Annotated in this window: 16 protein-coding genes; 6 read left to right on the forward strand and 10 right to left on the reverse strand. The window is 66.2% G+C overall.

All coding sequences use genetic code 11. The features are described 5' to 3' along the window. Positions 1–1,736 (reverse strand): UvrD-helicase domain-containing protein (locus V6M48_RS08260; RefSeq protein ID WP_332812063.1); only part of this gene is annotated, 1,736 nt, incomplete at its 3' end. A 158-nt stretch (positions 1,737–1,894) separates the two neighbouring features. Continuing rightward, entirely contained in the window at positions 1,895–2,128 is a 234-nt protein-coding gene (locus V6M48_RS08265; RefSeq protein ID WP_332812064.1) for a hypothetical protein, read from the reverse strand. A gap of 309 nt (positions 2,129–2,437) precedes the next feature. On the opposite strand from V6M48_RS08265, the gene V6M48_RS08270 reads away from it, so the two are divergent. Then, positions 2,438–3,805 (forward strand): hypothetical protein, encoded by a 1,368-nt coding sequence (locus tag V6M48_RS08270; RefSeq protein WP_332812065.1) that lies wholly within the window; start codon positions 2,438–2,440, stop codon positions 3,803–3,805. A gap of 138 nt (positions 3,806–3,943) precedes the next feature. Then, positions 3,944–4,168, forward strand: a complete 225-nt coding sequence (locus V6M48_RS08275; RefSeq protein ID WP_332812066.1) for a hypothetical protein — start codon at positions 3,944–3,946, stop codon at positions 4,166–4,168. Between the two features lie 103 nt (positions 4,169–4,271). Here the strand turns inward: V6M48_RS08275 and V6M48_RS08280 are convergent, their stop codons facing one another. Further along, a complete protein-coding gene (locus V6M48_RS08280) occupies positions 4,272–4,415 on the reverse strand; it encodes a hypothetical protein (RefSeq protein ID WP_332812067.1) in 144 nt (47 codons plus the stop codon). Between the two features lie 59 nt (positions 4,416–4,474). Then, the gene (locus V6M48_RS08285; RefSeq protein WP_332812068.1) at positions 4,475–5,779 is read right to left on the reverse strand and encodes a glycoside hydrolase family 43 protein; all 1,305 of its coding nucleotides are present in this window, start codon (positions 5,777–5,779) and stop codon (positions 4,475–4,477) included. Between the two features lie 183 nt (positions 5,780–5,962). Between V6M48_RS08285 and V6M48_RS08290 the strand changes: the two genes are divergently transcribed. Further along, the gene (locus tag V6M48_RS08290) at positions 5,963–6,784 is read left to right on the forward strand and encodes a phytanoyl-CoA dioxygenase family protein (RefSeq protein WP_332812069.1); all 822 of its coding nucleotides are present in this window, start codon (positions 5,963–5,965) and stop codon (positions 6,782–6,784) included. A gap of 49 nt (positions 6,785–6,833) precedes the next feature. Here the strand turns inward: V6M48_RS08290 and addB are convergent, their stop codons facing one another. From addB to V6M48_RS08315, 5 genes are all read right to left on the reverse strand, one after another. Beyond that, positions 6,834–9,881: a double-strand break repair protein AddB gene (gene addB / locus V6M48_RS08295; RefSeq protein WP_332812070.1), complete on the reverse strand. Its 3,048-nt coding sequence runs from the start codon at positions 9,879–9,881 to the stop codon at positions 6,834–6,836. A gap of 74 nt (positions 9,882–9,955) precedes the next feature. Continuing rightward, a complete protein-coding gene (locus V6M48_RS08300; RefSeq protein WP_332812071.1) occupies positions 9,956–10,720 on the reverse strand; it encodes a nucleotidyltransferase family protein in 765 nt (254 codons plus the stop codon). Next, positions 10,717–11,721, reverse strand: coding sequence for an aminoglycoside phosphotransferase family protein (locus V6M48_RS08305; RefSeq protein WP_332812072.1), 1,005 nt, complete (start codon positions 11,719–11,721; stop codon positions 10,717–10,719). Before V6M48_RS08305 ends, V6M48_RS08300 begins: the two co-directional genes overlap by 4 nt. Then, positions 11,706–12,149 carry a tRNA (adenosine(37)-N6)-threonylcarbamoyltransferase complex ATPase subunit type 1 TsaE gene (tsaE, locus tag V6M48_RS08310; RefSeq protein ID WP_332812073.1) on the reverse strand — a complete coding sequence of 148 codons (444 nt, stop codon included), beginning with the start codon at positions 12,147–12,149 and terminating at the stop codon, positions 11,706–11,708. The genes V6M48_RS08305 and tsaE overlap by 16 nt, the downstream gene beginning before the upstream one ends. 25 nt (positions 12,150–12,174) lie before the next feature. Beyond that, positions 12,175–14,532 carry a sensor histidine kinase gene (locus tag V6M48_RS08315; protein WP_332812074.1) on the reverse strand — a complete coding sequence of 786 codons (2,358 nt, stop codon included), beginning with the start codon at positions 14,530–14,532 and terminating at the stop codon, positions 12,175–12,177. 360 nt (positions 14,533–14,892) lie between these two features. Here V6M48_RS08315 and V6M48_RS08320 point away from each other — a divergent pair, with 360 nt between their 5' ends. The 3 genes from V6M48_RS08320 to V6M48_RS08330 all read left to right on the forward strand — a co-directional run bounded on the left by V6M48_RS08320 (position 14,893) and on the right by V6M48_RS08330 (position 21,003). Then, positions 14,893–18,090 (forward strand): TonB-dependent receptor domain-containing protein, encoded by a 3,198-nt coding sequence (locus tag V6M48_RS08320; protein ID WP_332812075.1) that lies wholly within the window; start codon positions 14,893–14,895, stop codon positions 18,088–18,090. 91 nt (positions 18,091–18,181) lie between these two features. Beyond that, positions 18,182–19,174: a 2OG-Fe(II) oxygenase gene (locus V6M48_RS08325; RefSeq protein ID WP_332812076.1), complete on the forward strand. Its 993-nt coding sequence runs from the start codon at positions 18,182–18,184 to the stop codon at positions 19,172–19,174. After that, positions 19,171–21,003 carry a tetratricopeptide repeat-containing sulfotransferase family protein gene (locus V6M48_RS08330; protein ID WP_332812077.1) on the forward strand — a complete coding sequence of 611 codons (1,833 nt, stop codon included), beginning with the start codon at positions 19,171–19,173 and terminating at the stop codon, positions 21,001–21,003. The genes V6M48_RS08325 and V6M48_RS08330 overlap by 4 nt, the downstream gene beginning before the upstream one ends. Before the next feature lie 61 nt (positions 21,004–21,064). Here V6M48_RS08330 and ahcY read toward each other — a convergent pair whose 3' ends face one another. Beyond that, positions 21,065–22,477 carry an adenosylhomocysteinase gene (gene ahcY, locus V6M48_RS08335; protein ID WP_332812078.1) on the reverse strand — a complete coding sequence of 471 codons (1,413 nt, stop codon included), beginning with the start codon at positions 22,475–22,477 and terminating at the stop codon, positions 21,065–21,067. Between the last annotated feature and the right edge of the window lie 40 nt (positions 22,478–22,517).

The following is a 22,517-nucleotide window of genomic DNA, read 5'->3' on the forward strand; positions in this document are numbered from 1 at the left end:
AGCGGCCGGCCGCGTGCCTGGACATGAAAGGGATGGTCGAGCCACGCCCGCACCTGCTTGGCGAGCCGGGCCGCATAACGCCGCACCACGTCGCTGACCCAGCCTTCCTCGCCGGAGTCGCCATCGTCGCCCTCATTCTCCTCGCTATAGGGCTGCCAGAGCACGACCGTGCCGGGCCGATCGTGATGGTGGCTCTCGTGGCTGTTGGGCGGATCCGGCAGCCCAAGCGCGTCGTGGCCGAGCTCCTCGATCACCCGGTCGACCAATGCCAGGATCGGCGGCGCAGAGCGGAAGCTGCGGTCCATCGACAGGTCGAGGAAATCCTGCTCGGCAGCACGCGCCTCGCGCGCGAACCACGCGCGGGCGGTGTTGAACGATTCCGGGTCGGTGCCCTGGAAACCGAAGATCGCCTGCTTGTAATCGCCGACGGTGAAGATCGTCCGGTGCCGGGATGACGCGCCCTCGCCGACAAAATATTCCTGCGCCAGCGCCCGGACGATGTTCCACTGACGATCGTTGGTGTCCTGTGCCTCGTCGACGAGGATGTGGTCGATCGACTGGTCGAGCTTGTAGCGCACCCAATCGCCCATCCCCGGCGTCAGGAGCAATTGCTCGGCCCCGCGTATCAGATCGTCGAAATCGACCAGCCCGGCGGCGCGCTTGGCGCCGGCATAGGCCAAGGCGAAGCTCTGGCCGGCGCGCAGGCCGGCAGCGAGCAAGGCGACAAAGCCGGCGACCTTGCGCATGCTGACCAGCCGCGCACAGCAATCGAACGCGGCTCTCGCGAAGGCGGCATAATCATCATCCGCGGGAGCCTGGCCGCGGCCGAACGAGCGTATCTCACCATCCTTCTTGGCCCACACCGCGTGAAGCTGCTCGAGCAGCGCGGCACGCTCGGCCGGCGCGGCGACGAGCCAGCGCTCGCACAGCCCCGCGCGCTCCTGCCCGCTCTTGGTTGTCCAGCCGGCATTGAGCGAGGCGATGCGGCGCAACGTGGCGACATCGAAGACATCATCGCCGCATTCGGCGACGATCGCCTCCTCTATGTCTCCCGCGGGCAATCCGAACGCGCGCCGGAGACGCGCTTCCACGCCCTCGCGGACTCCGAGCGCAGCAATTGGCGCGCGCGCGCATTGCATCAGATAGGCTTCGGCGCCACCCTCGCCGAGGCGATGGCTCAGCGCCTGAAGATCGGCAATCAGCCCGAGATCGCCCTCGCGCTCGGCACGCACGAGCAGGTCGGCAAGGGTCTGCCGGGCCAGAAGCTGCTCCTCGCGTCCTTCGAGCGGCCTGAAGCCCGGCACCAGGCCGGCCTCGGCCGGAAAGGCCGCCAGCAACGATTGCGCGAAAGCGTGGATCGTCTGGATGCGCAGGCCGCCGCCCGGCGCATCGAGGACTCGCGCGAACAACGTCCGCGCGTTCGCGAGCGCCACCTCGTCATTGGGCTCATCGAGCGCGAACAGCTCCTTGCGAAGATCCGCGTCCTTCAAGCGCACCCAGGATGCCAGCCGGGCATGGATGCGGTCGGCCATTTCGGCAGCGCCCGCTTTGGTGAAGGTGAGACAGAGGATCGAGCCCGGATCGACTCCGGAGAGCAGAAGGCGAAGCACACGCGCGGTGAGCACGTGCGTCTTGCCGGTGCCCGCGGAGGCCGAGAGCGCGGCATGATCGCGCGGCGCCGAAGCCCGATGCTGATCCCCCTTCAAGGGAGATAGCGGCTTGAGGCGATTAGCCATGAAGGAAGTCAGCCGACATCGAGGCTGCTATAGGTGCGGATGGACCGCTTCGCCATCGCTCGACGGAGCGGACGCCCTATCGCAACGAAGCTGCCCCGGCGCCGACCGAACCATTCGGGCGGCCGGCGCCGTGTCTCTAAAGATCAGGGCGCCGACGATCAGGGGCTGGAGGGGTTGTCGATCGCCTCGTAGATGAAATAGCCGCCCAGGATCAGGGCAAGCAGGATACCGGCCTGGAGGAGCAAGCTCGCGCCATAAATCTGCTGGTTGTCGCCGCTGATCGTCTCGCTCGCCGGCGCGACGTCGGACGAGGCCGCATGGCCCCCCGCCGCGAGAACGGGCGTCGCCACAAGCGCGATCGAGGCAGCGGCCGCGACAAATTTCTTAAGCATGAAAACAGGTCCCCTTGATGTTCTGACCGCGATGCGGATTGCTGCTTCATACGAAATTTGTATTGCCGCGCAAAGTCTCCGCGTGAGATAATGAACGGGCCGCCGAAGCCGGGACCCGCTTCGGCGCAGATAATCCCGCTTTCGGCCTTCTCCTGCCCGGCTGTTTGGCTATGGCAGGCGGCGCTGCAGGAACCTGGCGAAGCTCTGGGCCAGGTCTTGGACCAGCGTCTTCGGGCAGGGTCTTTGCGCAAGACCTTTGCAGAATGGCTTGGCCGAACGGGCCGAGAGTTGGAAGGATCGCTAAGGCCGATGAGTGCAAGATTTGGGAAGCTGGCCCTGGCGGTGCTGAGCGTTGCGATGCTGATGCTTCCGACCGGGCTGCAGGCGCAAGACCAGGCGCAAGACAATGTGACGATCGGCCCGCCGCAGCTGCGCGGCTTCCAGCTTCCCGGCACGACGACCACCCCGGCGCCTCAGGAGGAGCCCCCCGCCACACCTCCAGCCACCGAGGCTCCGCCGGCGGGGACGGCTGAAACCCCTGCCCCGGCACCCGATCCAAACGCGCCGGCAGCGCCGGCGCGGGCAGCAGAGGCTGACGATGGCGCCCGTGATCCGGAACGCGTCGCGCCGGAGCGCACGCGCCCGCCGGTGCGTGCGCCGCTCGAGCCGGCCACGGCCCCGGCAAGCGACGTCCCGCTTTCTGCGCCCGAGGCGCTGGATGCAGCCCCGGTTGCACCGTCCGAACCAAGCGTAGCCGCTGAGCAGGCGGCAGAACCCGGCAGTGCGCTGCGTTGGCTTTACCTGTTCCTTGCCGTCGTGATCGCGGCGGCCGTAGCCCTGTTCGTCGCACGAAAGCTTCGCACCGCAGGCGTGGAAGAAGCGGAGGCCTATTATGCCGAACCGGCGCCGGAGGAACCGCAAGCTGGGATCGCACGCTCTCCCGCTCCGGCAAGTGTAGCAGAGCCCGCCCCTGAGCCGGCGCCGCCGGTCGCGTCGAAACCAGCTGGGCCGGTGGTCAGCACTTTGCTGCGGCCCGCACCTGCCGGGCCGGCCTCCGCTCGGCAGCCGGTTCCGGCGCAGCCTGCGCACCCGGCGCCCGCCCCGCCCGCGCCGGCCGCACCGGCTCCCGCCGTTTCCGCGGGTTCCGGCGTCGTGGGCCTGGCGATCCGACCGTGGCTGAACCTCGAATTCATCCCCGATCGGGCAGCGGCGACGCAGACCGAGGCGGTCGTGCAATATGAATTGCTGATCAAGAATGTCGGCAACATGGTCGCCGGCAACATTCGGGTGGCGGCCCGGATGTTCAACGCCGGCGCCGACCAGGACGAGCAGATCAATGCCTTCTTCAGCCAAAAGATCGGCACCGGCCCGTCGGTCTCGAAGGTGCTTGCGATCCCGCCGCGCAAGGGAGCACGGCTGCGCAGCGCCGTCTCGATGAGCAACGAGGAGGTGCGCGAGATCAGCGTCCAGGGACGCCGCTTGTTCATCCCGCTGGTCGCGATCAACGTCCTCTACGAGTGGGGCAACCGCCGCTCTGGTCAGACCGCGGCCTCCTATCTCGTCGGCCGCGAGCCCGACGCACCCGAGGGCAAGATGGGCCCCTTCCGTCTCGACCTCGGACCGCGCGTCTATCGCTCGGTCGGCCAGCGACCGAACAAGGTGGCGTTGGTGGTGTGATCGGCTCGTGCGGCGTGCGGCGGACGCTTCGCACGCATGAATTTGCCGACGTAGCGCTTGGAAACCCCCAAGTGGCTCTCTAAACCGAGGTCATCAGCCGAAGCCGCTTCGGCCCGGCGTGAAGCATGGAAGAGTGAGATGCCTGCTCGAAAATCCCCGCCCGACGATACCCGCCCCAGCAACACCGATTCCAGCAATGCCGAAGGAGCGAGCGACATAGCCGCCGGCGCGGAAGGCAAGCAAAGCGATGCCATGCGAAACAAGAAACTGGCGACCCGGGTCGCGGTCGGGATCGGCTCTGCCGCGATCGTCGCAGCGTTGCTCTATGCGGGGCGCAACAAGATCGGCGATCGGGACAAATAGCCGAGAGCAGGTTGCGATGAAGTGGAATCGCAACCTGCTCTCTTACCTTTGATACCGCATTGCTGCTCGCGAAAAGCCGGTACCCACCTTTTCGCTCAATGCTTTAGAAAGGCAGCATCCCGAAATAATGAAGCACCGCGACGACCGCGATCAGCAATGCGATCGCGGCAATGATGCCGCCGCCACTGCCGCGCTCGACGATCACAGTCTCTTTTTCCACCGTAGCGTTGCGATCCGGATCGCTCATCGACAGTCTCCACTATAGTTACAGAGGTGAAACGCTCCCTAGCACCGGCTGTTCCGGCGCTACCCAAGCGGATCGACGCTGTCGGTCCCGAACGCCAATCCGCAACTCAGCAAGGCCCTGAACTCCTTATAGCCGGCCCGGCCGGGGACGAAGGCATGAAAGAACAACCTCGGGACTCCGTCCGGCCCGAGCGCGACCGAGGGGTGGCCTGGGCCCCGCCAATCGGCCGACGAGCGCAGGATCGGATCGTCCATCTTGCGAAACGGGCCGAGCGGAGACGAAGCGATGGCGACTCCGATGCCGTATTCGGCGGTCGAGAAATCGTTGCCCGAGTAGAACAGATAATAGTGATCGTCATGGCGCGTCAGCCACGGCCCTTCGATCAAATGGCCTTCCCAAGCGAGATCGTTGACGAGGATGATGCCCGGGGATCCGATCAGCGATTGGCCGTCGGGTGTCAGGGGTTGCGCGAAAATCGGCGTGCGCATCGCCTCAAGGATCGGCTCCGCTACGGCTTTCCCGGACGTTTCCTGATCGAGGCGGGCCAGCTTGCGGCGAAGGAGCGTGAAATCTTCGACTGCCGCCTCGATCAGCGGCTGCAGCGCGAAAAAGCGCTCCATCGGCTCGAGCCCGCGCACCAGCGGCCAGAGCGCGCCCGCCAGTGCCGCCGTGCGCTGATCCGCAGGATCGTCGAACAACGGTCGCGCGAGTGCGGGCCGTTCGTGGAGCAGCGCGGCGAGCAATGCCGGCCAGCGATCGTTGCTGTCCTCCTTCCACAGCAATAAGATCGATCCGTCCGCATCGACGAAGATGTTCGGGTCGATCATCCCGCCGCGCAGCAGCGGCCAATCGGGCAGGCTGTACGGTCCTTCGGGGTGCGCCGATCGCGCGATCGCGATGGCAAGCGTGCCGTCCTGCTCGCGGGCGGAAAAGCAGAGCAGATATTCGTCGCCTGAGCGGTGCAGCTCGGGCGCCCAGCAATCGCTCGTTCCGACACCTTGCGCGATCCAGTCGGGCCAGCGTCCCTCGGGAAACACGAAGCCTTTGAGCTGCCACTGCTCGAGATCGCGTGAGCGGAGGATCGGAAACGCATTGGGCGCATCGTTCGAGGTGACGACCAGGTAATAGACGGGCGCGCCATCCTCTTCGGTACGCAGCACCGCAGGGTCGCCATAGCCATAGAGGATGTCGGGCGAGATATTGCTCGTCAGCAGGGGTCGCCACGGCTGGGCGGGGCCGGGTGCCGGCTGCGGCTGGCGATTGCGTGGCATGCGGGTTGCGAAATCTTCCGCGATCGCGGCGAACCAATCGAGGTAATCCTGCTGCCCGGTGCCGGTGAGCCGATAGACCCTTCGCACCGCCACCGCGGAGCCGCGCTCAGGCCCGGTAATCGTAATGCGTCGCTCCTCTCCGCGGGGATTCGGATCCGCGTCGATCGTGAAGCGGGGCGGAACTGAATCGGGTCCAGCGGCTTGCATCGGATAGGACAGCTTCCTCGCAATCAGTATAAGCGACTTGGGACGACACGCGATGCGAATGCAATTGGCATGAACGATCGGGATCTGGATCCGGCTGCGATCATGGGCGGCCTCTACGGCGACGGCATCATCGCGCTCAAGGGCGCGTTCAGCCGCCAGTGGACCGAGCGAATGCGCGAAGACATCGAGAAATTGTTCGCCGAAGCCGTTGCGACGCCGGGCAGCGCATTGCCGCGCGGCCCCGAACGTTATTATGTCGAGGTCCATCCGGAGCGTATCCGCGGCCTCGTCGACATCGTCACCCATCCCTGGTTCGTTGCGGTCTGTAAGGCGGTGCTCGGCCCCGATTACAAGGTGGTCGAGGTCGGTTTCGACATTCCGTTCCCGGGCGCTCAGGACCAGCCGTGGCATCGCGACTTCGCCGCGCCCGCCGCGACCCTGGTGGGGCGACGCCTCAACTCGCTGGCATTCAATCTCACGGCGGTCGACACGATCGTCGAGATGGGGCCGCTCGAGATCGCGCTCGGCACGCAATGGGACGATCTGTCGCAATACCCCAACGGCATGTTCCCGCCGAAAGAGCTCTATCCCCGCTACATCGAACGCGCGGTGCAGAAGCTTCCGCAGATGGGCGACATTTCGGCACGCTCGGCGCTGACCATCCACCGCGGCACCGCCAACCGCTCAGACCGGGCGAGGCCGGTGCTGGTGGTCGGCGCCGATGCGCCCGACGGCACCAACGCCAAACATCACGACCTGCAGATCACGCGCGCCTATGCCGAGAGCATCCCGCCCGAAATGCTCGAGCATTTGACCTATCGGCTCGTCGACCAGCTTCGGACGGTGAAGCAGCATCATGTCATCGAGGGGCTGCTCGAAGCGGCTTATTGAGCGCACAAGCACTCTCCGTTCGCGACCACCGCCTCGCAAGAGCCTTATATTACGCCGGAGCCGCCCCTCCGCCCCCGTCAGGGCGGCCCGCCTCCTCGCGCCGCGGAGCATCGTCCTCCGCCTCGCGGCCGTACCATTCGTCGAGCCGCATCAGCTGATCATATTCCTCGTACGGCGCATAAGCCGGGTGGAGCTTGGCGGTGAATGGCGCCTCGCCGGTCAGCCAGAGACGCGCGGCGGCGATGAAATTGCGCGCCGCCAGGGTCGTGAACTCGCCCGGATCCACGCCGCTGCGCCCGCCGGTCGGGCTGGCGACATAGCCGAGCCTTCCCTTGTCCTTGGCGAGCGACCAATATTCGAACGCGGCCGGGAGCCCTTCGACGTCGTCGAAGCCGCCATGCTCGGCGATCAGGCCGAGCAAGCCGAGCTGCATCGCATAGCCATCGTGCACCGCTTTGGCGCTCGGCGCGCGACCGGTCTTGTAATCGACGATCGCAAGGCCCCCGTCGGCCAGCCGGTCGATCCGGTCGGCACGGCCGTAGAGCATGACGCCCTCGATCACGCACTTGCCGTCGGCCTCGGCTCGCAACGGCCGCCGCCCGGCTTCTTTATTGCGGTCTATTTCCTCCGCGATCCAGTCGATCGCTTCGAGCAGGCGCGGCTGCCACAAGGCGCGCATCAGCGGATGGGCGCTGCTGCGCGCGAGCAACGCTTCGGCGCGCGGGCGCAGCTTGGCGGGATCGCAATCATCCTCCTTCATCCACTTTTCCAGCACCTCGTGCACCGCGCTGCCGCGCCAGGCCGGGCTTGGATCGGCGTCGATCACGTCGAGCGCCGCGAGCGACAGCATCTTGCGCGCGTAGAAAGCGAACGGATCGGCCTTCAACCGGTCGACCTCGGTGACCGAGATGCGCTCCGGGCGATCCGCGCGATCGGGCGCCGGCGCGGGCCGCGCGGCCGGCTTATAGTCCGCCGGCTGGTCGATCGCGTGCGCCCAGGAGCGGAGGCGCGGCGCGCGGGTCAGCCCGCCGGTCATCGCCTCGAGCCGCAGCCAGAAGCGCGATGCGATCGCCGGCGCGCGGCTGTCGCGGCGGGCGCGAGTCACCAGCACGTCGCGACCGCCGAGCGCGGTGGCGAAGTCATGCGCGGCGAGCCCTATCCGGCGCTCGAGCCCCGGCAGTCCAAGGTCGTGACGGATGCGCGGCGCGAGCCAGGGATCGGGGGTCGGTAGCGATGGCCAGGTGCCTTCGTTGAGGCCGCCGAGGATCATCAGATCGGCGTGCTGCAGACGCGCCTCGAGCAGGCCCCAGATGAACAGCCGCGGATGCTGGCCATAAGGCGGGCGAACCGCCGCGGAAGCCATCAGCTGCTCGAGCAACGGCGGCAGATTGTCGACATCGAGGCGCGCCGGCCCATGCTCCGCCGCCGGCTCGAGCGACGCGAACAGGTCTGCCGCGCAACGTCCTGCCGGTCCGGCCCAGGCTTCATCCCCGGCGAGCGCCGACACCGTTTCGCGCAGCGCCGCGATCAATGCGCTCATGCTCGGGCGCGCCGCGCAGAACGCCTGCTCGAGCGGCGCCAACAACGGCGCGACCTCGGCCCACCATAGTGCGGCACGCTGACGAATCTCATGATCGCGCGCATCGCCTTGAGCGAGATGCGTGCTGATGCCGTCGAGGCCGCCCGGCGGCCGCGGCCCCCGCAACGCGAGATCGAGGGCCCGCGCGCCGTCGAGCCAGGCGAGGCGCGCCTCCCCTTTCCGCACCAACGGATGCTTGAGCAAAGCCAGCAACGGCACCGGCGCGAAGCTTTCGACCGCGGCCGCGGCGAGCACAAGGATGAGCGTGCCCGGCGGCGTCTCCGAAAGCGGCCGGCCGGCGCTGTCGTCCGCCTCCACGCCCCACCGTTTGAGGTGCGCCGAAACCCGGCGCGCGAGCAGGCGATCGGGCGTGACCAGCGCCGCGGTGCGGCCGGGCTGATCGAGCGCTTCACGCATCGCGATCGCGATCGCCTGGGCTTCCTGCGCGGGATCGGCCGCCTCGAGCGCGCGGACGCCGCCCAGCCGCCGCTCCGCCGGCCTGAGCGCCTGCCATTTGGACGTGAAGGAGGCGGGCGCCATCGCGTGCGAGATGGCGCGGCTGCGCACCGCCGGTGCGTCGCGGCGCGCGCCCTCGGCTCCGCCATAGCGCCAGCGCTCGACCTCGCCGCGTCCGACTCCCATCCGGTCGAGAAGCAGTTTGAGGTGGAATTGAGGATGGGTCTCGATCGACGGGCGGCGGCGCGTCGCAGGATCGGCCCTCTTCAGCGGGTCGGGCTCGTGCGGCCCGAGCGCGTCCCATTCCTCGTCCGGCATCGCAAGGTCGAGCGCGGGAAAGACGACAAGCCCGTCGGGCAATCGCGAGACGGTGCGCAGCAGGCGCGCGACCGCGGGCGCGCCGGTGGTGATGCCGGCCGCGGCGACGAAGCCTTTCGGCGGCGTCTCGCGCCAGCGCCGGGCCGCGGCCGAAAGCAGCCGGTTACGGCGGTCGGCGAGCTCGATGCAGCCGCGCGCCGCGAGCATTGCTGGCCATTCGTCGAGGATGATGCGCAGGCGGTCGAGCGACTTCTGCCAGTGCAGCGAAAGGTCCGGGAGATCGGCGGCGATGCCGTGCAGCCGGGCCGGATCGACCTCCTCGATCAGCAGGTGATCGAGCGTGCGCGCGAGATCCTCCGCGAGGCGAAGCGCTTCGGCGGCTTGCATCTCGCCAGGCATGTGCTGCTGGACGAGCTGGGCGAGCCGCATCAGCCGCTCGATCGGCGCCATCGCTGGCGGTATCGCGTCGGCCGCATCCAGCGGTTCGATCGCGCCGCCGATCCGTGCCTCGAGATCATCGTCGCCGATCGGGACGAGGCGCGGCAGCAGCAGCCCCCCATCCGAGCGCCGCACGAAGGCGGCGGTGATCGCCCGTGCGGCGCGATTGCTCGGCACGAGGATGATCCCTTGGGCAAGCGCCACCTTGTCCCTGCCGTGACGCGCGATCAGCCCGGCCGCGAGCGCATCGGCGAACGCGCGATGCGGCGGGATCGTGTAGACGGATGGGCGCGACGACGGGTTCACACCCAGGGACTAGCCGCTTCGATGCGGCCGCGTCGAGATCAAGCCGTCAGATGATCCCGATCAGCCGGTGCCGATCAGATCGTGCCGAGCAGCTCTTCGGTCTTGGTGACGTTGCTCGGCGTGCCGACGTCGAACCACAGGCCCTGATGGACCGCGCCGAAACAGCGCCCCTTGGCGATCGCACGGTCCCACAGCATGTTGGTCGAGAACGGGCCTTCCGGCACCGGCCCCTCGCAGAGCCGCTTCGAGACCATCTGGATGCCGGTGTAGACGAACGGCGCGACCCCGCCGCTCTTCTTGCGGCGGAGCGCCCCGGTCGCTCCCATGTGGAAATCACCCTGGCCGGAATGGCAATTCGCGCGGGCCAGCGGGACCAGCAGCAGCAACGCGTCCATCCGCGCATCGTCCCAGCTCGACGCCAGCAGGCGAAGCGAATCGAGCGGTCCATCGATCCACAGATTGTCCGAATTGACGACGAAAAAGGGATCGGCGTCGATCAACGGCAGCGCCTTGATCAAGCCGCCGCCGGTTTCGAGCAGCTGGCTGCGTTCGTCGGACACGATGATGTCGATGCCCTTCACGCGATTGGCGAGATGCGCCTCGAGCGCGTCGGCAAGATAGTGGACGTTGACGACCGCGCGCTTGACCCCCGCCGCGCGGAGGCGATCGAAGCAATGATCGATCAGCATCTTGCCCGCCACTTCGACGAGCGGCTTCGGGCGGGTGGCGGTGAGCGGGCGCATGCGCTTGCCGAGCCCGGCAGCCATGACCAATGCCACTTCGGGAACCGCGACTTGCGGATCGGGACGGATCGCGAGCGGCCGCTGGGTGCGCGTCATCGGCTGCCCTCGGCCGCCCAGGCGGCGGCGCGCTTTTCGGGCGGTACGTTTGCGTCGAACCAGGCGCGGACCGGCTCGAGCGCCGGGTGGCCCAAATTGCGTTCGAGATAGCCCCACACCCGCGGCTGCAGCGGAAGATAGTGCGGCTTACCGTCACGCTTCCAAAGCCGGGTGAAGATCCCGAGGATCTTGCTGTTCCGCTGCGCTCCCAAAATCTCGTAATGCGCACGGAACTGGGTAGGATTGGTGATATCGGCCGCCTCGTAATAATGGTCGAGCATCGCTTCCTCGAGCGCCGGATCGACGTCGCGCCGCGCATCCTGGAGCAGCGACACCAGATCATAGGCCGGATGGCCGGCGAGCGCGTCCTGGAAATCGAGCAGGCCAAGCTCGCGGCGGCCGGGAAGCACCATCAGATTGTCGGCATGATAATCGCGCAGCACCAGCACCGGCTTGCGCGCGACCCATTCGAGGACGTCGCCCCACACCGCCTGCCAGGCGGCGCGGTAACCGGCCTCGTCGATGTCGATCGCGACGGCCGGCGCATACCATTCGGTGAGCAGTCCCGTTTCGCGCTCCATTGCCGCTGCGTCGTAAGGCGGGATGTCGCGCGGCGCGGGCGTGCGGCCGAGTGCAGCGAGCGTATCGACCGCGCTTTCGTAGATTTCGCGTTCGCGATGCGGCTCGCGGGCGAGCACCGGCCCCACTCTGTCGTCGCCGAAATCCTCCAGCAGCAGCAGCCCTTTTTCGCGGTCGAGCGCGAGCGGCCGCGGCGGCGTGAACCCGCGTTCGAGCAGATGATGCGCGACCCTGAGGAACGGCCCGACATCCTCATGCTCGGGTGGCGCGTCCATCAGCACGGCGCTTTCGCCGTCGCGGTGAACGCGGAAATAGCGGCGGAAAGACGCATCCCCCGCCAATGGGCGGATGTCGGCACCAGCCCAGCCGTTGGCAGCCAAAAATGCCGGCGCCGACGCCGGCGGAATCATCGTGGAGGCCATCTGCCCTCCCAAGCGGGCGGCACCTGGGCTGTCAAGGAGCGCGCGCCGTCGCTACTTTCCTCGAGGTGGAGCCGGAGGCTGTCGGGCCACAGCGCGCCGCCGAGGCGCTCGGGCCATTCGATGATCAACGCCGCCTCGTCGCGCGCCTCGTCGAGCGCCAGCTCCGGCAATTCCTCCTGGTCCTCGATGCGGTAGAGATCGACGTGCCAGAGCGGGAGGCGCATACCCGGGTCGTCGTAGACCTGGACGATCGGGAAGGTCGGGCTGGCAACGTCGCCGTCGAAGCCGAGCCCGCGAAGCAGTCCCCGCGCCAAGGTCGTCTTGCCGGCACCGAGATCGCCGAACAAGGCGACGACATCACCAACGCGCAACGATCTCGCCAGAGCCTGACCCAGCCTGCCGGTGGCACTCGCATCGGGAAGACGCATCAAGCCGGTGCGCGGACGAGGCGCATCAGGCGGCAGCGGTCGTGCGCGGCAGGCGCACGGTGACAGTGGTGCCCTCGCCGACCTTCGACTGGAGCTCGATCGATCCGCCGTGCGCCTCCACGAATTGCTTGGCGAGCGGCAGCCCAAGCCCGAGCGCCGCCTCCTCCACCGCCACGCCGTCGGCGCTGCGGCTGAAACGGTCGAACACGCGCGCCTGATCGGCGGGGGCAATCCCAGCGCCCGTATCCGAGACGCTGATCTCGACATGCTTGTGATTTCCGCCGCCGCGCAGCGCGATCCTGCCACCCTCGCCGGTGTGGGCAAAGGCATTGCGAAGCAGATTGTCGAGCGACTGGCGCAGCCGCCGCCGGTCGCCGGTGATCTCGCCGATGCTGCGCTTGACGTCGACGACGAACTCGATCTCCTTGCGCAGCGCCGTCTCCTGGAACGCAGCGGCTGCCTCGCGGCACAAGGCGGCGAGATCGACGCGATCCTCGGCGAGCAACAGGCTGCCCGAATCGCTCTGGGTGAGGTCGAGCACATCGTCGATCAGCGCTCCGAGGCGGGCCACCGAGTCGAGAATCGCGCTGACATAATCGGCTGCCTGCGCCGGCAACTCGCCGGCATAGCCGCCGGCGAGCATTTCGGCGAAGCCGCTGATCGATGTCAGCGGCGTCCTGAGCTCGTAGCTCATGTTCGAGACAAAGGCGGTCTTGAGCCGATCCGCCTCCTCGAGCGCCTCGTTGCGTTCGCGCAGCGCCGTCTCGATCACCCTTGAATCGGTGATGTCGAGCATCGTGAACAACGCATTGCCGTCGGGCAGCGGCACCGCAGCAAACTCGAAGTCGCGGCCGTCGACCAGCGAAACCCGGCCCTTGCGCTGCTTGCGCTCGACGGTGGCGGTGCGCACCAGCTCGCGCATCAAGCCGGCATGGGACGGGTTCTTGAGCTTCTTGGCGAGGTGCGGCGTCAGCATATCGACCCGCGGGTGCGCGGCGAGCTGCTCTTCGTCGAACTGCCAAAGCTCGCGGAAGCGATTGTTCCACAGATGCAGCCGCCCGTCCGATGCGAACACACCGACCGCCTCGAACAGATTGTCGAACGTCGCGGTGCGAACGCGCAGCAAGGTGTCGCGCGCCGAGGCGAGCTGGATCTGCTCGGTGCGATCCTCGAAGATGAGCAGCAGCCCACCGTCGGGCAGCGGCTGCGCGACGACTCTAAGATGCTTGCCGCCGGGGAGCAGCCAGTCTTCCTCGTCGGCGACGAGGCCGGCGGTGAACCAGCCCCGCTTCTCGTCCTTCCAATCCGGGAAGTCGCGCACCTCGGGCAGGTTTCCGCCCTCCCGCATGCGATCGATCACGCGATCGAATTCGGGGCGGTCGGCGAGCCAGTCGGCCTGGAGCGAGAACAGTCGGGCGAACGGCTGGTTGAAGAAGATCAGGCTGCGATCGCGCCCGAATTGCGCGACACCCGCGGAGAGACGATCGAGCATGTCGCGCTGCGCCCGCACGAAGCGCGCGAGATCGGCGCGCGCCTGCTCGCGATCCTCGACGTCGATCGCGAAGCCGGCCACCCCGTCCCTGCCGAGCGGCACCTCGACGACGCGCATCATCCGCCGCTCACCGGCGATCGTCGCCGGCACGGTGCGCGCCGATGCTTCGCCCTTCTCGCGCACCTCGGCAGCCTGGTCGATCGCGCTCCGGCCCTCCCCTTCATCGACCAGCTCGATGCCGGCGCGGATCACCGCAAGCGCGCTGTCCGCCTCGACCGCTTCGACATAGGCGCTGTTGACCATCGCCAGCGACAGATCGGGGCCGCGATGCCAGATCGGAAAAGGTGCCGCCTCGATCAGCCCCGACAAGGCGTCGAGCGCGGAAGAGAGGCGTTCGCCTTCGCCGCGCAGTGCCGCGATCTGCTCCTCGGTCTCGGTCGCGTCGATGAACCACAACAGCACCGCCCCGTGGGGAAACGGCGACGGTGCGGGAGACCCGCGCACGAGAAAGACGCGCGGCGAGCCTTCCGGCGCGACCGCCGTCGAGAAATTGCCGCCCCCCAAAGCGACGTCGCGCAGCCGAGCTGCAAGCGTCGCCGCGTCTGTGGGCTTCAGGCGCGCGAAAGCGTCCTCGACCCGCGCCGGGGCGTGATCAAGGCCGAGCAGATCGAAAACACGCGCCGAGCCGTCGACTGTCCCGTCATGATGAACGAGGAGCGACAATGCCGGGCTCGCCGCGAGCAGCATCGCGGCGCCTGCAAGCTCCCGATCTTGCGCGGCCGCCTCGCGACGACGCCGCAGCCCCACAAGCGTCGCCCAGCCGGCGATCCCGAGCCAGAGCCCGCAAAACAGCGCGATCGACGCGAGAGCCGTGCGCGAGAATTCAATCATTCAAGCACTGCTTAGCAGGATCGGAACAGCGCTATCCGACGCGCTGAGGTTTGCTGCCGCGGCCATGATCGCCGTCTAAGCACTTCTCCCTTCTAGGGAAAGGCCTCGAGCGAGATGGCACGTTTCGATTCGGCTGTTCCGCCCCCTTTCGCGACTCACGCGGGGCCTTCGGTATCATCGCGGAATCCTTGGATTAAACTGGATCAACACCGCATTTGCCGCACCTGTTGCAGATGCGTGACAGCGAAACGCCATTGCTCTGATGAACGCCGCGTTAACCTTGAATCGAAACGCGTTAACCTTCAATTCGGGCCTAATGAGCCGCAACAACGCCGGCTAAGAATTTTTGAAGGGAAATCCATGAAACGATATGGTCTGCTCGGCACGAGCGCGCTCCGCTCGGCTGCGGCGCTCGGCATTTTCGCGACCTCGCCCGCCTTCGCGCAAGAGGTCCCGGCCGAGGTCACTCCTCCGCAGGCGCTTCAGAGCGAGCCTGAGATCGAGTCCGGCACGTCCGCGGCCAATACCGCGCAGACCGGCGACACGAGCGCCACCGCCGACGAGCAAGCCATCGTCGTCACGGGATCGCGCATTCGCCGGCCCAACCTCGAATCGACCATTCCTATCGCATCGATCGGCGGCGAAGAGTTCTTCGAAACCGGCCGGGTTTCGATCGGCGACACGCTCAACGAGCTGCCGGCGCTGCGCAGCACGCTCGGCCAGGCCAATTCGACCGAAGGGCTCGGCACCGCTGGTCTCAACCTGCTCGATCTCCGTGGCCTCGGCATCGGCCGCACCTTGGTGCTGCAGAACGGCCGCCGGCACGTCGCCGGCGACATTCTCTATTCGGGTACCGCAGTCGACGTTAACCAGATTCCGACCGATCTGGTCGAACGCGTCGACATCGTCACCGGCGGCAGCTCCGCGATCTACGGCTCGGACGCGATCGCCGGCGTGGTCAACTTCGTCCTCAAGCGCGACTATGACGGAATTCAACTTCGCGGGCAAAGCGGCATCAGCTCGCGCGGCGACGCCGGCAGCTATCTGGTGAGCGCGATCGCCGGCAAGAATTTCGCCGATGGCCGCGGCAATATCGCCGGGAGCTTCGAATATACGCGCCAGAATCAATATCTCGGCAGCAATCGCAGCTATTATTCGGAGAATGCGAACTTCACGGTGGTCGACACCGACCCGGCAAGCGCGCCGAGCGACAGTTCCCCGGATCGGATCTTCATCAGGAACCGCACTTCGGCGACCCTCAGCAGCCAGGGCTATGTCGTGTTTTTCAACGACGGGCCGTTCGCGAACCCTTATTCGTTCGAGCCGAACGGCGACCTCGTCGAGCTGACCGGCGACCGCGTCGGCATTCCGCCCTATGGGCAATTCGTCAATGCCAACCGCCAGGATCATTTGCGCGACATGCGGCAGCTGCAGCTCCTGCCGCGCAACGACCGCTACAATTTCAACCTGCTGGGCCACTTCACCGTCAGTGAGGCGTTCGAGCCGTTCTTCGAAGCGAAATACATCAAGTCGACGTCTCGCGGCAGCGGCTTCACCGGCCCCGCCTTCACCCAGGCCGGCTCCACCTTCGGGTCTCCGCGCGACCGCTTCTACACCGACAATGCCTTCCTGACTCCGCAGGCGCTGGATGTCATCCGCCAGGGCTATGGCGACTATTATGGCGATTATGATGCCGACGGGAATCCGCTGGGCAATGGGGCGAACGACGCCGACGAATTCGGCTTCACGATCTGGAAGAATCTTTTCGATCTCGGGATCCGCAACGAAGTCGCCAAGCGCAAGACCTATCGTCTGGTCGGCGGCGTGCGCGGCACGTTCAACGAGGATTGGACCTACGAAGTCTCCGCCAACTACGGGCACTTCAAGGAAAGGACGCATGTCGGCGGCAATCTGAACGTGCAGCGCTACCTGCTCGCGACCGACGCCGTCCGGGATCCGGGCACCGGCAACATCGTCTGCCGCTCACAGCTCGATCCCTCGAGCGCCGCACCTTATGAAAGCGCACTCGATCAAGCCGCTGCCGCGGCGCAGCTGCCGAACGACATCGCGCAGTGCGTTCCGGTCAATCTGTTCGGTCTCGGCACCGTCAGCAGCGCGGCACGCAACTATCTGATGCAGGACACGGTCTCGCGGGGAAAGATCACCCAGCTCGTGTTCAACGGCTTCATGTCGGGCGACACCAGCGAGTGGTTCAACCTGCAAGGCGGCGCGGTCGGCTTCTCGATCGGCGCGGAATATCGGCGAGAGACCAATTTCTTCAAAGCCGATCCGCTCGTCGAGCAGGGTCTGACCTTTTATAACGCGCTGCAGACCTTCTCGTCGCCGTCGTTCGAGGTGAAGGAAGCCTTCGGCGAACTTCGCATCCCGCTGCTTCGCGACAAGCCGTTCATGCACGAGCTGACGCTCACGGGCGCCGGGCGCGTCGCGGATTACAAGGGCGCGACCGGCACCGTCTTCGCGTATAACGCCGGTGTCGACTGGGCACCGGTTCGGGACATTCGCTTCCGCGCCAATTATGCCAAGGCGGTGCGCGCGCCGAGCCTGGCCGAGCTTTACCAGACGCTTGGCCAGAATTTCGCGCCCGGCTTCGCCGATCCCTGCTCGCTGCGCAACATTTCAAGCGGCAGCGCGACCCGTGAGGCGAATTGCCGCGCAGCGGGTATCGGGCCGGATTATGATTACCAATATATCCAGTCGCTCGAGATCTTGTCGGGCGGCAATCCGGACCTTCGCGAGGAGAGCTCCAAATCACTGACGATCGGCGCGGTCGTTCAGCCGCGCTTCGTGCCGGGTTTCTCTTTTTCGGTCGATTATTACGACATCAAGGTCGACAAGGTCATCCAGTCGGTCGATGCGCAGACCATCGTCGATGCTTGCTACGATGCGCCGGATCTCGACAACCAGTTCTGCGATCTGATCCAGCGCGCCGGCCCGAGCGGCGGATCCCACCAGGAAATCCCAGGCCAGATACTCGAAGGCACGCTCGAGGTGACGCCGCTCAACTTCGCGGCGCTGAAGGTGCGCGGCATTGACTTCGAGGCGAGCTATCGCCGCGATATCGGCATCGGCACGCTGTCGAGCAGGCTTCTCTATACCCATGTCCTCCAGGCGGATGAGTTCCTCGACCCGGTCGATCCGGGCCGCGCCGACCAGTATCTGAAGGAAATGGGCGATCCCCAGGATCAGGCCGTCCTCAAGACCGAGTTCAAGGCTAATAACGGGTGGTCGTTCGGTTACGACCTGCGGTACGTCGGCAAGCAGCTGGCGATCAACACGGCCGAATATGAGTTCTTCTTCTCGAAGCAGGGCCGGCCCGCCCAGAATAGCGACTATTCCGATCCGGTCTGGGCACCAGCGCGCTGGTACCACGACATCCGGCTCGGCTATGACATCAAACCGAACTTCAACATCTACTTCGGTGTCGACAACGTGACCGACAAACTGCCGCCGTTCCGCAATCAGGGTATCACTGCGGAGAGCGCGATCTGGGATAACGTCGGCCGCTTCTTCTACGCTGGCGCCGTCGCCAAATTCTGAGCGGAAACAACGCTATCTCGAGGGGCCGGAGCGCAAGTTCCGGCCCTTTTTTTGTAGCCGCCACAACCCCAAGCTGCCACAGACTCGGCCGATGGGAGCAGTGACGCCCTCGCCCGCTCAGGCTGCCGAGGCGCTCGCCTCGCGCGGGCGATTGCCCGAGGCACTGGATTTGCTGCGGCGCGGCGTCGCCGAGAGCGATCCCGATGCCGCATTCACACTCGCCGCCTGGTGCCTGTCCGGCCAGCATGTCAGACGCGACTTGGCGGCTGCGCGCCAGCTGTTCGAACGCGCCGCCGCTGCGGGTCACGGCGATGCGGAACCCATATTCATCGCTTTCCTCGCGAACGGCACCGGCGGCACCCGGGATTGGCGGGAAGCACTGCGCCTTCTGGCGAGAAGGTCATCCGGCCATCGCGAGGCCAACGAAGAAATCGAATTGCTGGAGGCGATGCAGCTCACGTCCGATGGCGACCCTGCGACGGTGCCGGAACCGGAAATCCTCAGCAGCCGGCCACAGGTCGCGCTCTATCGCGGCCTCTTCACCCGCCGTGAATGCGACTATCTGATCAATGTCGCGAGCCCCTTCTTCACCCGCTCGGTCGTCGTCCACCCCGACACCGGACAATTGATCGAAGATCCGGTGCGCAGTTCCGATGTCGCTGCCTTTCCTCTCGCCTATGAGACGCCTGCCGTCCACGCGCTCAACCGCAGGCTTGCGGCGATCAGCGCGACCGCTGCCGAGCAGGGCGAGCCGCTGCAAATCCTCCGCTACGGAACGGGCCAGCAGTATAAGGCGCACAGCGATGCCTTGCCGAACGCCGCCAATCAGCGGATCTGCACCGCTTTGATCTATCTCAACGACGATTATGCCGGCGGAGAGACGCACTTCCTCGCCAATGATCTCAAAGTGCGCGGTGCTGCGGGAGACGCCATCCTGTTCGTCAACGCCGATCGCGACGGCCGCCCGCATGCCGACGCGCTTCACGCCGGGCTTCCAGTCACACGCGGCACGAAGCTGCTCGCGTCGCGCTGGATCCGCGCACGCCCGCTCGACCTTTCCGCGCCTGGAGCGACAGCGGCATGACCGACGCCAGAGATGACGCAGCCGAGGACGTTGTGGCGGCGCTTGCACACGCCAGCGGATTGCTCGGCGATGACCCGGCAGCGGCGCTCGAGCAGGCGCAGGAGATTTTGGGCAAAGACCCCCATCACGGCCACGCCCTGCGTCTCGTCGCCCGCGCTTTGCGCCGCCTTGGCCGCGACGCGGAGGCCGAACAGGCCGAGATGGACGCGATCCGCGCCTCGGCACACAATCCGATCCTGGTGCAGACGGCGCGGGCTATCACCGAAGGCCGCTGGCGCGATGCCGAGCATCAGCTCCGCCCCTATCTCGGGAGCGTTCCCGACGATGCTGCGGCGATCAACATGCTCGGCCAGATCGCGCTGCATGTCGCCGCGCATGACGAAGCCGAGCGCCTGTTCCGTCAGGCGATCGCGCTCGCTCCCCGTTTCACTGCGGCACGGCTCAAGCTTGCCGACACATTGATGCAGCAGAATCGGCGCGGCGAAGCGATTGCCGCACTCGACGAGCTGCTCGCCTACGAGCCCGGCCATTTTCGGGCGCAGAGCACGCGAGCGGCATCGCTCGCGGCGATCGGCGACTATGACAAGGCCGCAAGCTCCTACCGCGGACTGCTCGATGTTCATCCCGACCGGGGGGCGCTGTGGATGAGCTACGGCCATGTCCTCAAGACCGTCGGCCGGCTCGCGGAGTCGATCAGCGCCTATCGCCGGGCGATCGCGCTCGATCCCGGCCTTGGCGAAGCCTGGTGGAGCCTCGCCAACCTCAAGACGGTCGAACTGGGCGAGACTGACCGAGCCGCGATGCTCGCCGCGCTGGAGACTGCGGGAGACGATCCGGATCGCCGGCTGCACCTCCATTTCGCGCTGGGCAAGGCCTATGAGGACGACGGCCGCTTTGCAGAGTCGTTCGCCCATTATTCAACCGCCAACGGCATCAGGCGCAGCATGCTCGGCTACGATGCCGACAAGCTCAGCGACCAGGTCGACCGGCTGATCGCGCTCAGCTCACCCCACTTCTTCGACACGCGACGCCCGGACGAACAAACCGCCGCCGATCCGATATTCGTGCTGGGCATGCCGCGCGCCGGCTCGACCCTGGTCGAGCAGATATTGTCGAGCCACTCGATGGTCGAAGGAACGTCCGAGCTTCCCTATATCCCCGTACTGGCGCGGGAATTCATCAGCGAATTGTGGCGCTCGCCGGACATCAGCTACCCGGAACTGCTCGCCGAGCTCGACGCTTCCGCCCTGAGGCGGCTGCGCGAGGAATATCTCCGGCGCGCCGGCTTGCACCGCAAGACCGATCGCCCCTTTTTCGTCGACAAGCTGCCGAACAACTGGATCGATATCGCTTTCATCCAGCTGATCCTGCCCGACGCAAAGATCATCGATGCTCGGCGCCACCCGCTCGCCTGCTGCTTTTCGAACTTCAAGCAGCATTTCGCGCGCGGCCAGGCCTTCGCTTATTCGCTCGAAGACATGGGCCATTATTATCGCGATTACGTGCGGCTGCTCCGCCATTATGACGAGGTGCTACCCGGTCGGGTCTACCGCGTGATCCACGAGGATCTGGTGGCGCAGCCGGACGCGCAGATCCGCAAGCTGCTCGCGCACCTCGAGCTTCCGTTCGAGGAAGCGTGCCTGCGTTTCCACGAAAATACCCGCGCGGTCCGCACCCCCAGCGCCGAGCAGGTCCGCCGGCCGATCGACCCGAGCGGCCTCGACCATTGGAAGGCCTACGAAGCCTGGCTGGACCCGCTCAAGGCCGTGCTGGGGCCGATCGCCGATCTTTATCCCGACGTACCCGAGGAGCTTCCTCAGACCATTTGAAGCGAGCCTGATTCACGCTCTCGGCGGAAGCGCGAAGCGCTTCCACCTCAAACGATCAGGCTCAGTAGCGATAATGTTCGGGCTTGAACGGCCCTTCGACCGGGACGCCGATATAGGCCGCCTGCTTTTCCGTCAGCTTGGTGAGCTTTACCCCGAGCTTCTCGAGGTGAAGCGCGGCGACCTTCTCGTCGAGGTGCTTCGGCAGGACATAGACGTCGTTCGAATATTTGTCGGCGCCGCCCCACAGCTCGATCTGCGCGAGCACCTGGTTGGTGAACGACGAGCTCATCACGAAGCTGGGATGGCCGGTCGCGCAGCCGAGATTGACCAGCCGGCCCTTGGCGAGGACGATGATCTTCTTGCCGTCCGGGAATTCGACCTCGTCGACCTGCGGCTTGATCTCGATCCACTTGAAGTTGGACAGCGCGCTGATCTGGATCTCGCTGTCGAAATGGCCGATGTTGCAAACGATCGCCATGTTCTTCATCTCGCGCATGTGATCGAGCGTGATGACGTCGGCATTGCCGGTCGCGGTGACGAAGATGTCGGCGCGCTTAGCCGCTTCCTCCATCGTCACGACCTCATAGCCTTCCATCGCCGCCTGCAGCGCGCAGATCGGATCGACTTCGGTGACGATGACGCGCGCGCCGCCGTTGCGCAGGCTCGCGGCCGAGCCCTTGCCGACGTCGCCGAAGCCGGCGACGCAGGCGACCTTGCCGGCGAGCATCACGTCGGTCGCGCGGCGGATCGCGTCGACGAGGCTTTCCTTGCAGCCGTAGAGATTGTCGAACTTCGACTTGGTGACGCTGTCGTTGACGTTGATCGCCGGGAACGGGAGCTTGCCCTTCCTGGCGAGCTCGTAGAGCCGGTGGACGCCGGTGGTGGTCTCTTCCGAGACGCCCTTGATCGCCTGCACCGTTTTGGTCAGGAAGCCGGGCGATTGCCTGATCCGCTCGCGCACGAAGCGCTGGAAGATTTCCTCTTCCTCATTCTCGGGCGCCGGAAACTCCTCCCCGGCCTCGATTCGAGCGCCCCACAAAGCGAACATCGTCGCGTCGCCGCCGTCGTCGAGGATCATGTTGGCGGTCTCGCCATTGCCCCAGTCGAAGATGCGATCGACGTAATCCCAATATTCCTCGAGGCTCTCGCCCTTGACCGCGAACACCGGGATGCCGCGCGCGGCGATCGCGGCGGCGGCATGGTCCTGGGTCGAGAAGATGTTGCACGAGGCCCAGCGGATCTCGGCGCCGAGCGCGATCAGGGTCTCGATCAGCACCGCGGTCTGGATGGTCATGTGGAGCGAGCCGGTGATCCGCGCGCCGGCGAGCGGCTGGGCGGCACCATATTCGCTGCGCAGCGCCATCAGGCCCGGCATCTCGGTCTCGGCGATCTCGATTTCCTTGCGGCCGAAGTCGGCAAGGCTGATGTCGCGGATCACATAATCGTCGAATTTCGTCTCGGGCTGGGTGGCCACGACGCTCTCCTCAAGAAGGCAAAGGCCGCCCGAAATGGCA

The sequence above is a fragment of the Sphingomonas sp. genome (assembly GCF_036677245.1).
GTDB lineage: Bacteria > Pseudomonadota > Alphaproteobacteria > Sphingomonadales > Sphingomonadaceae > Allosphingosinicella.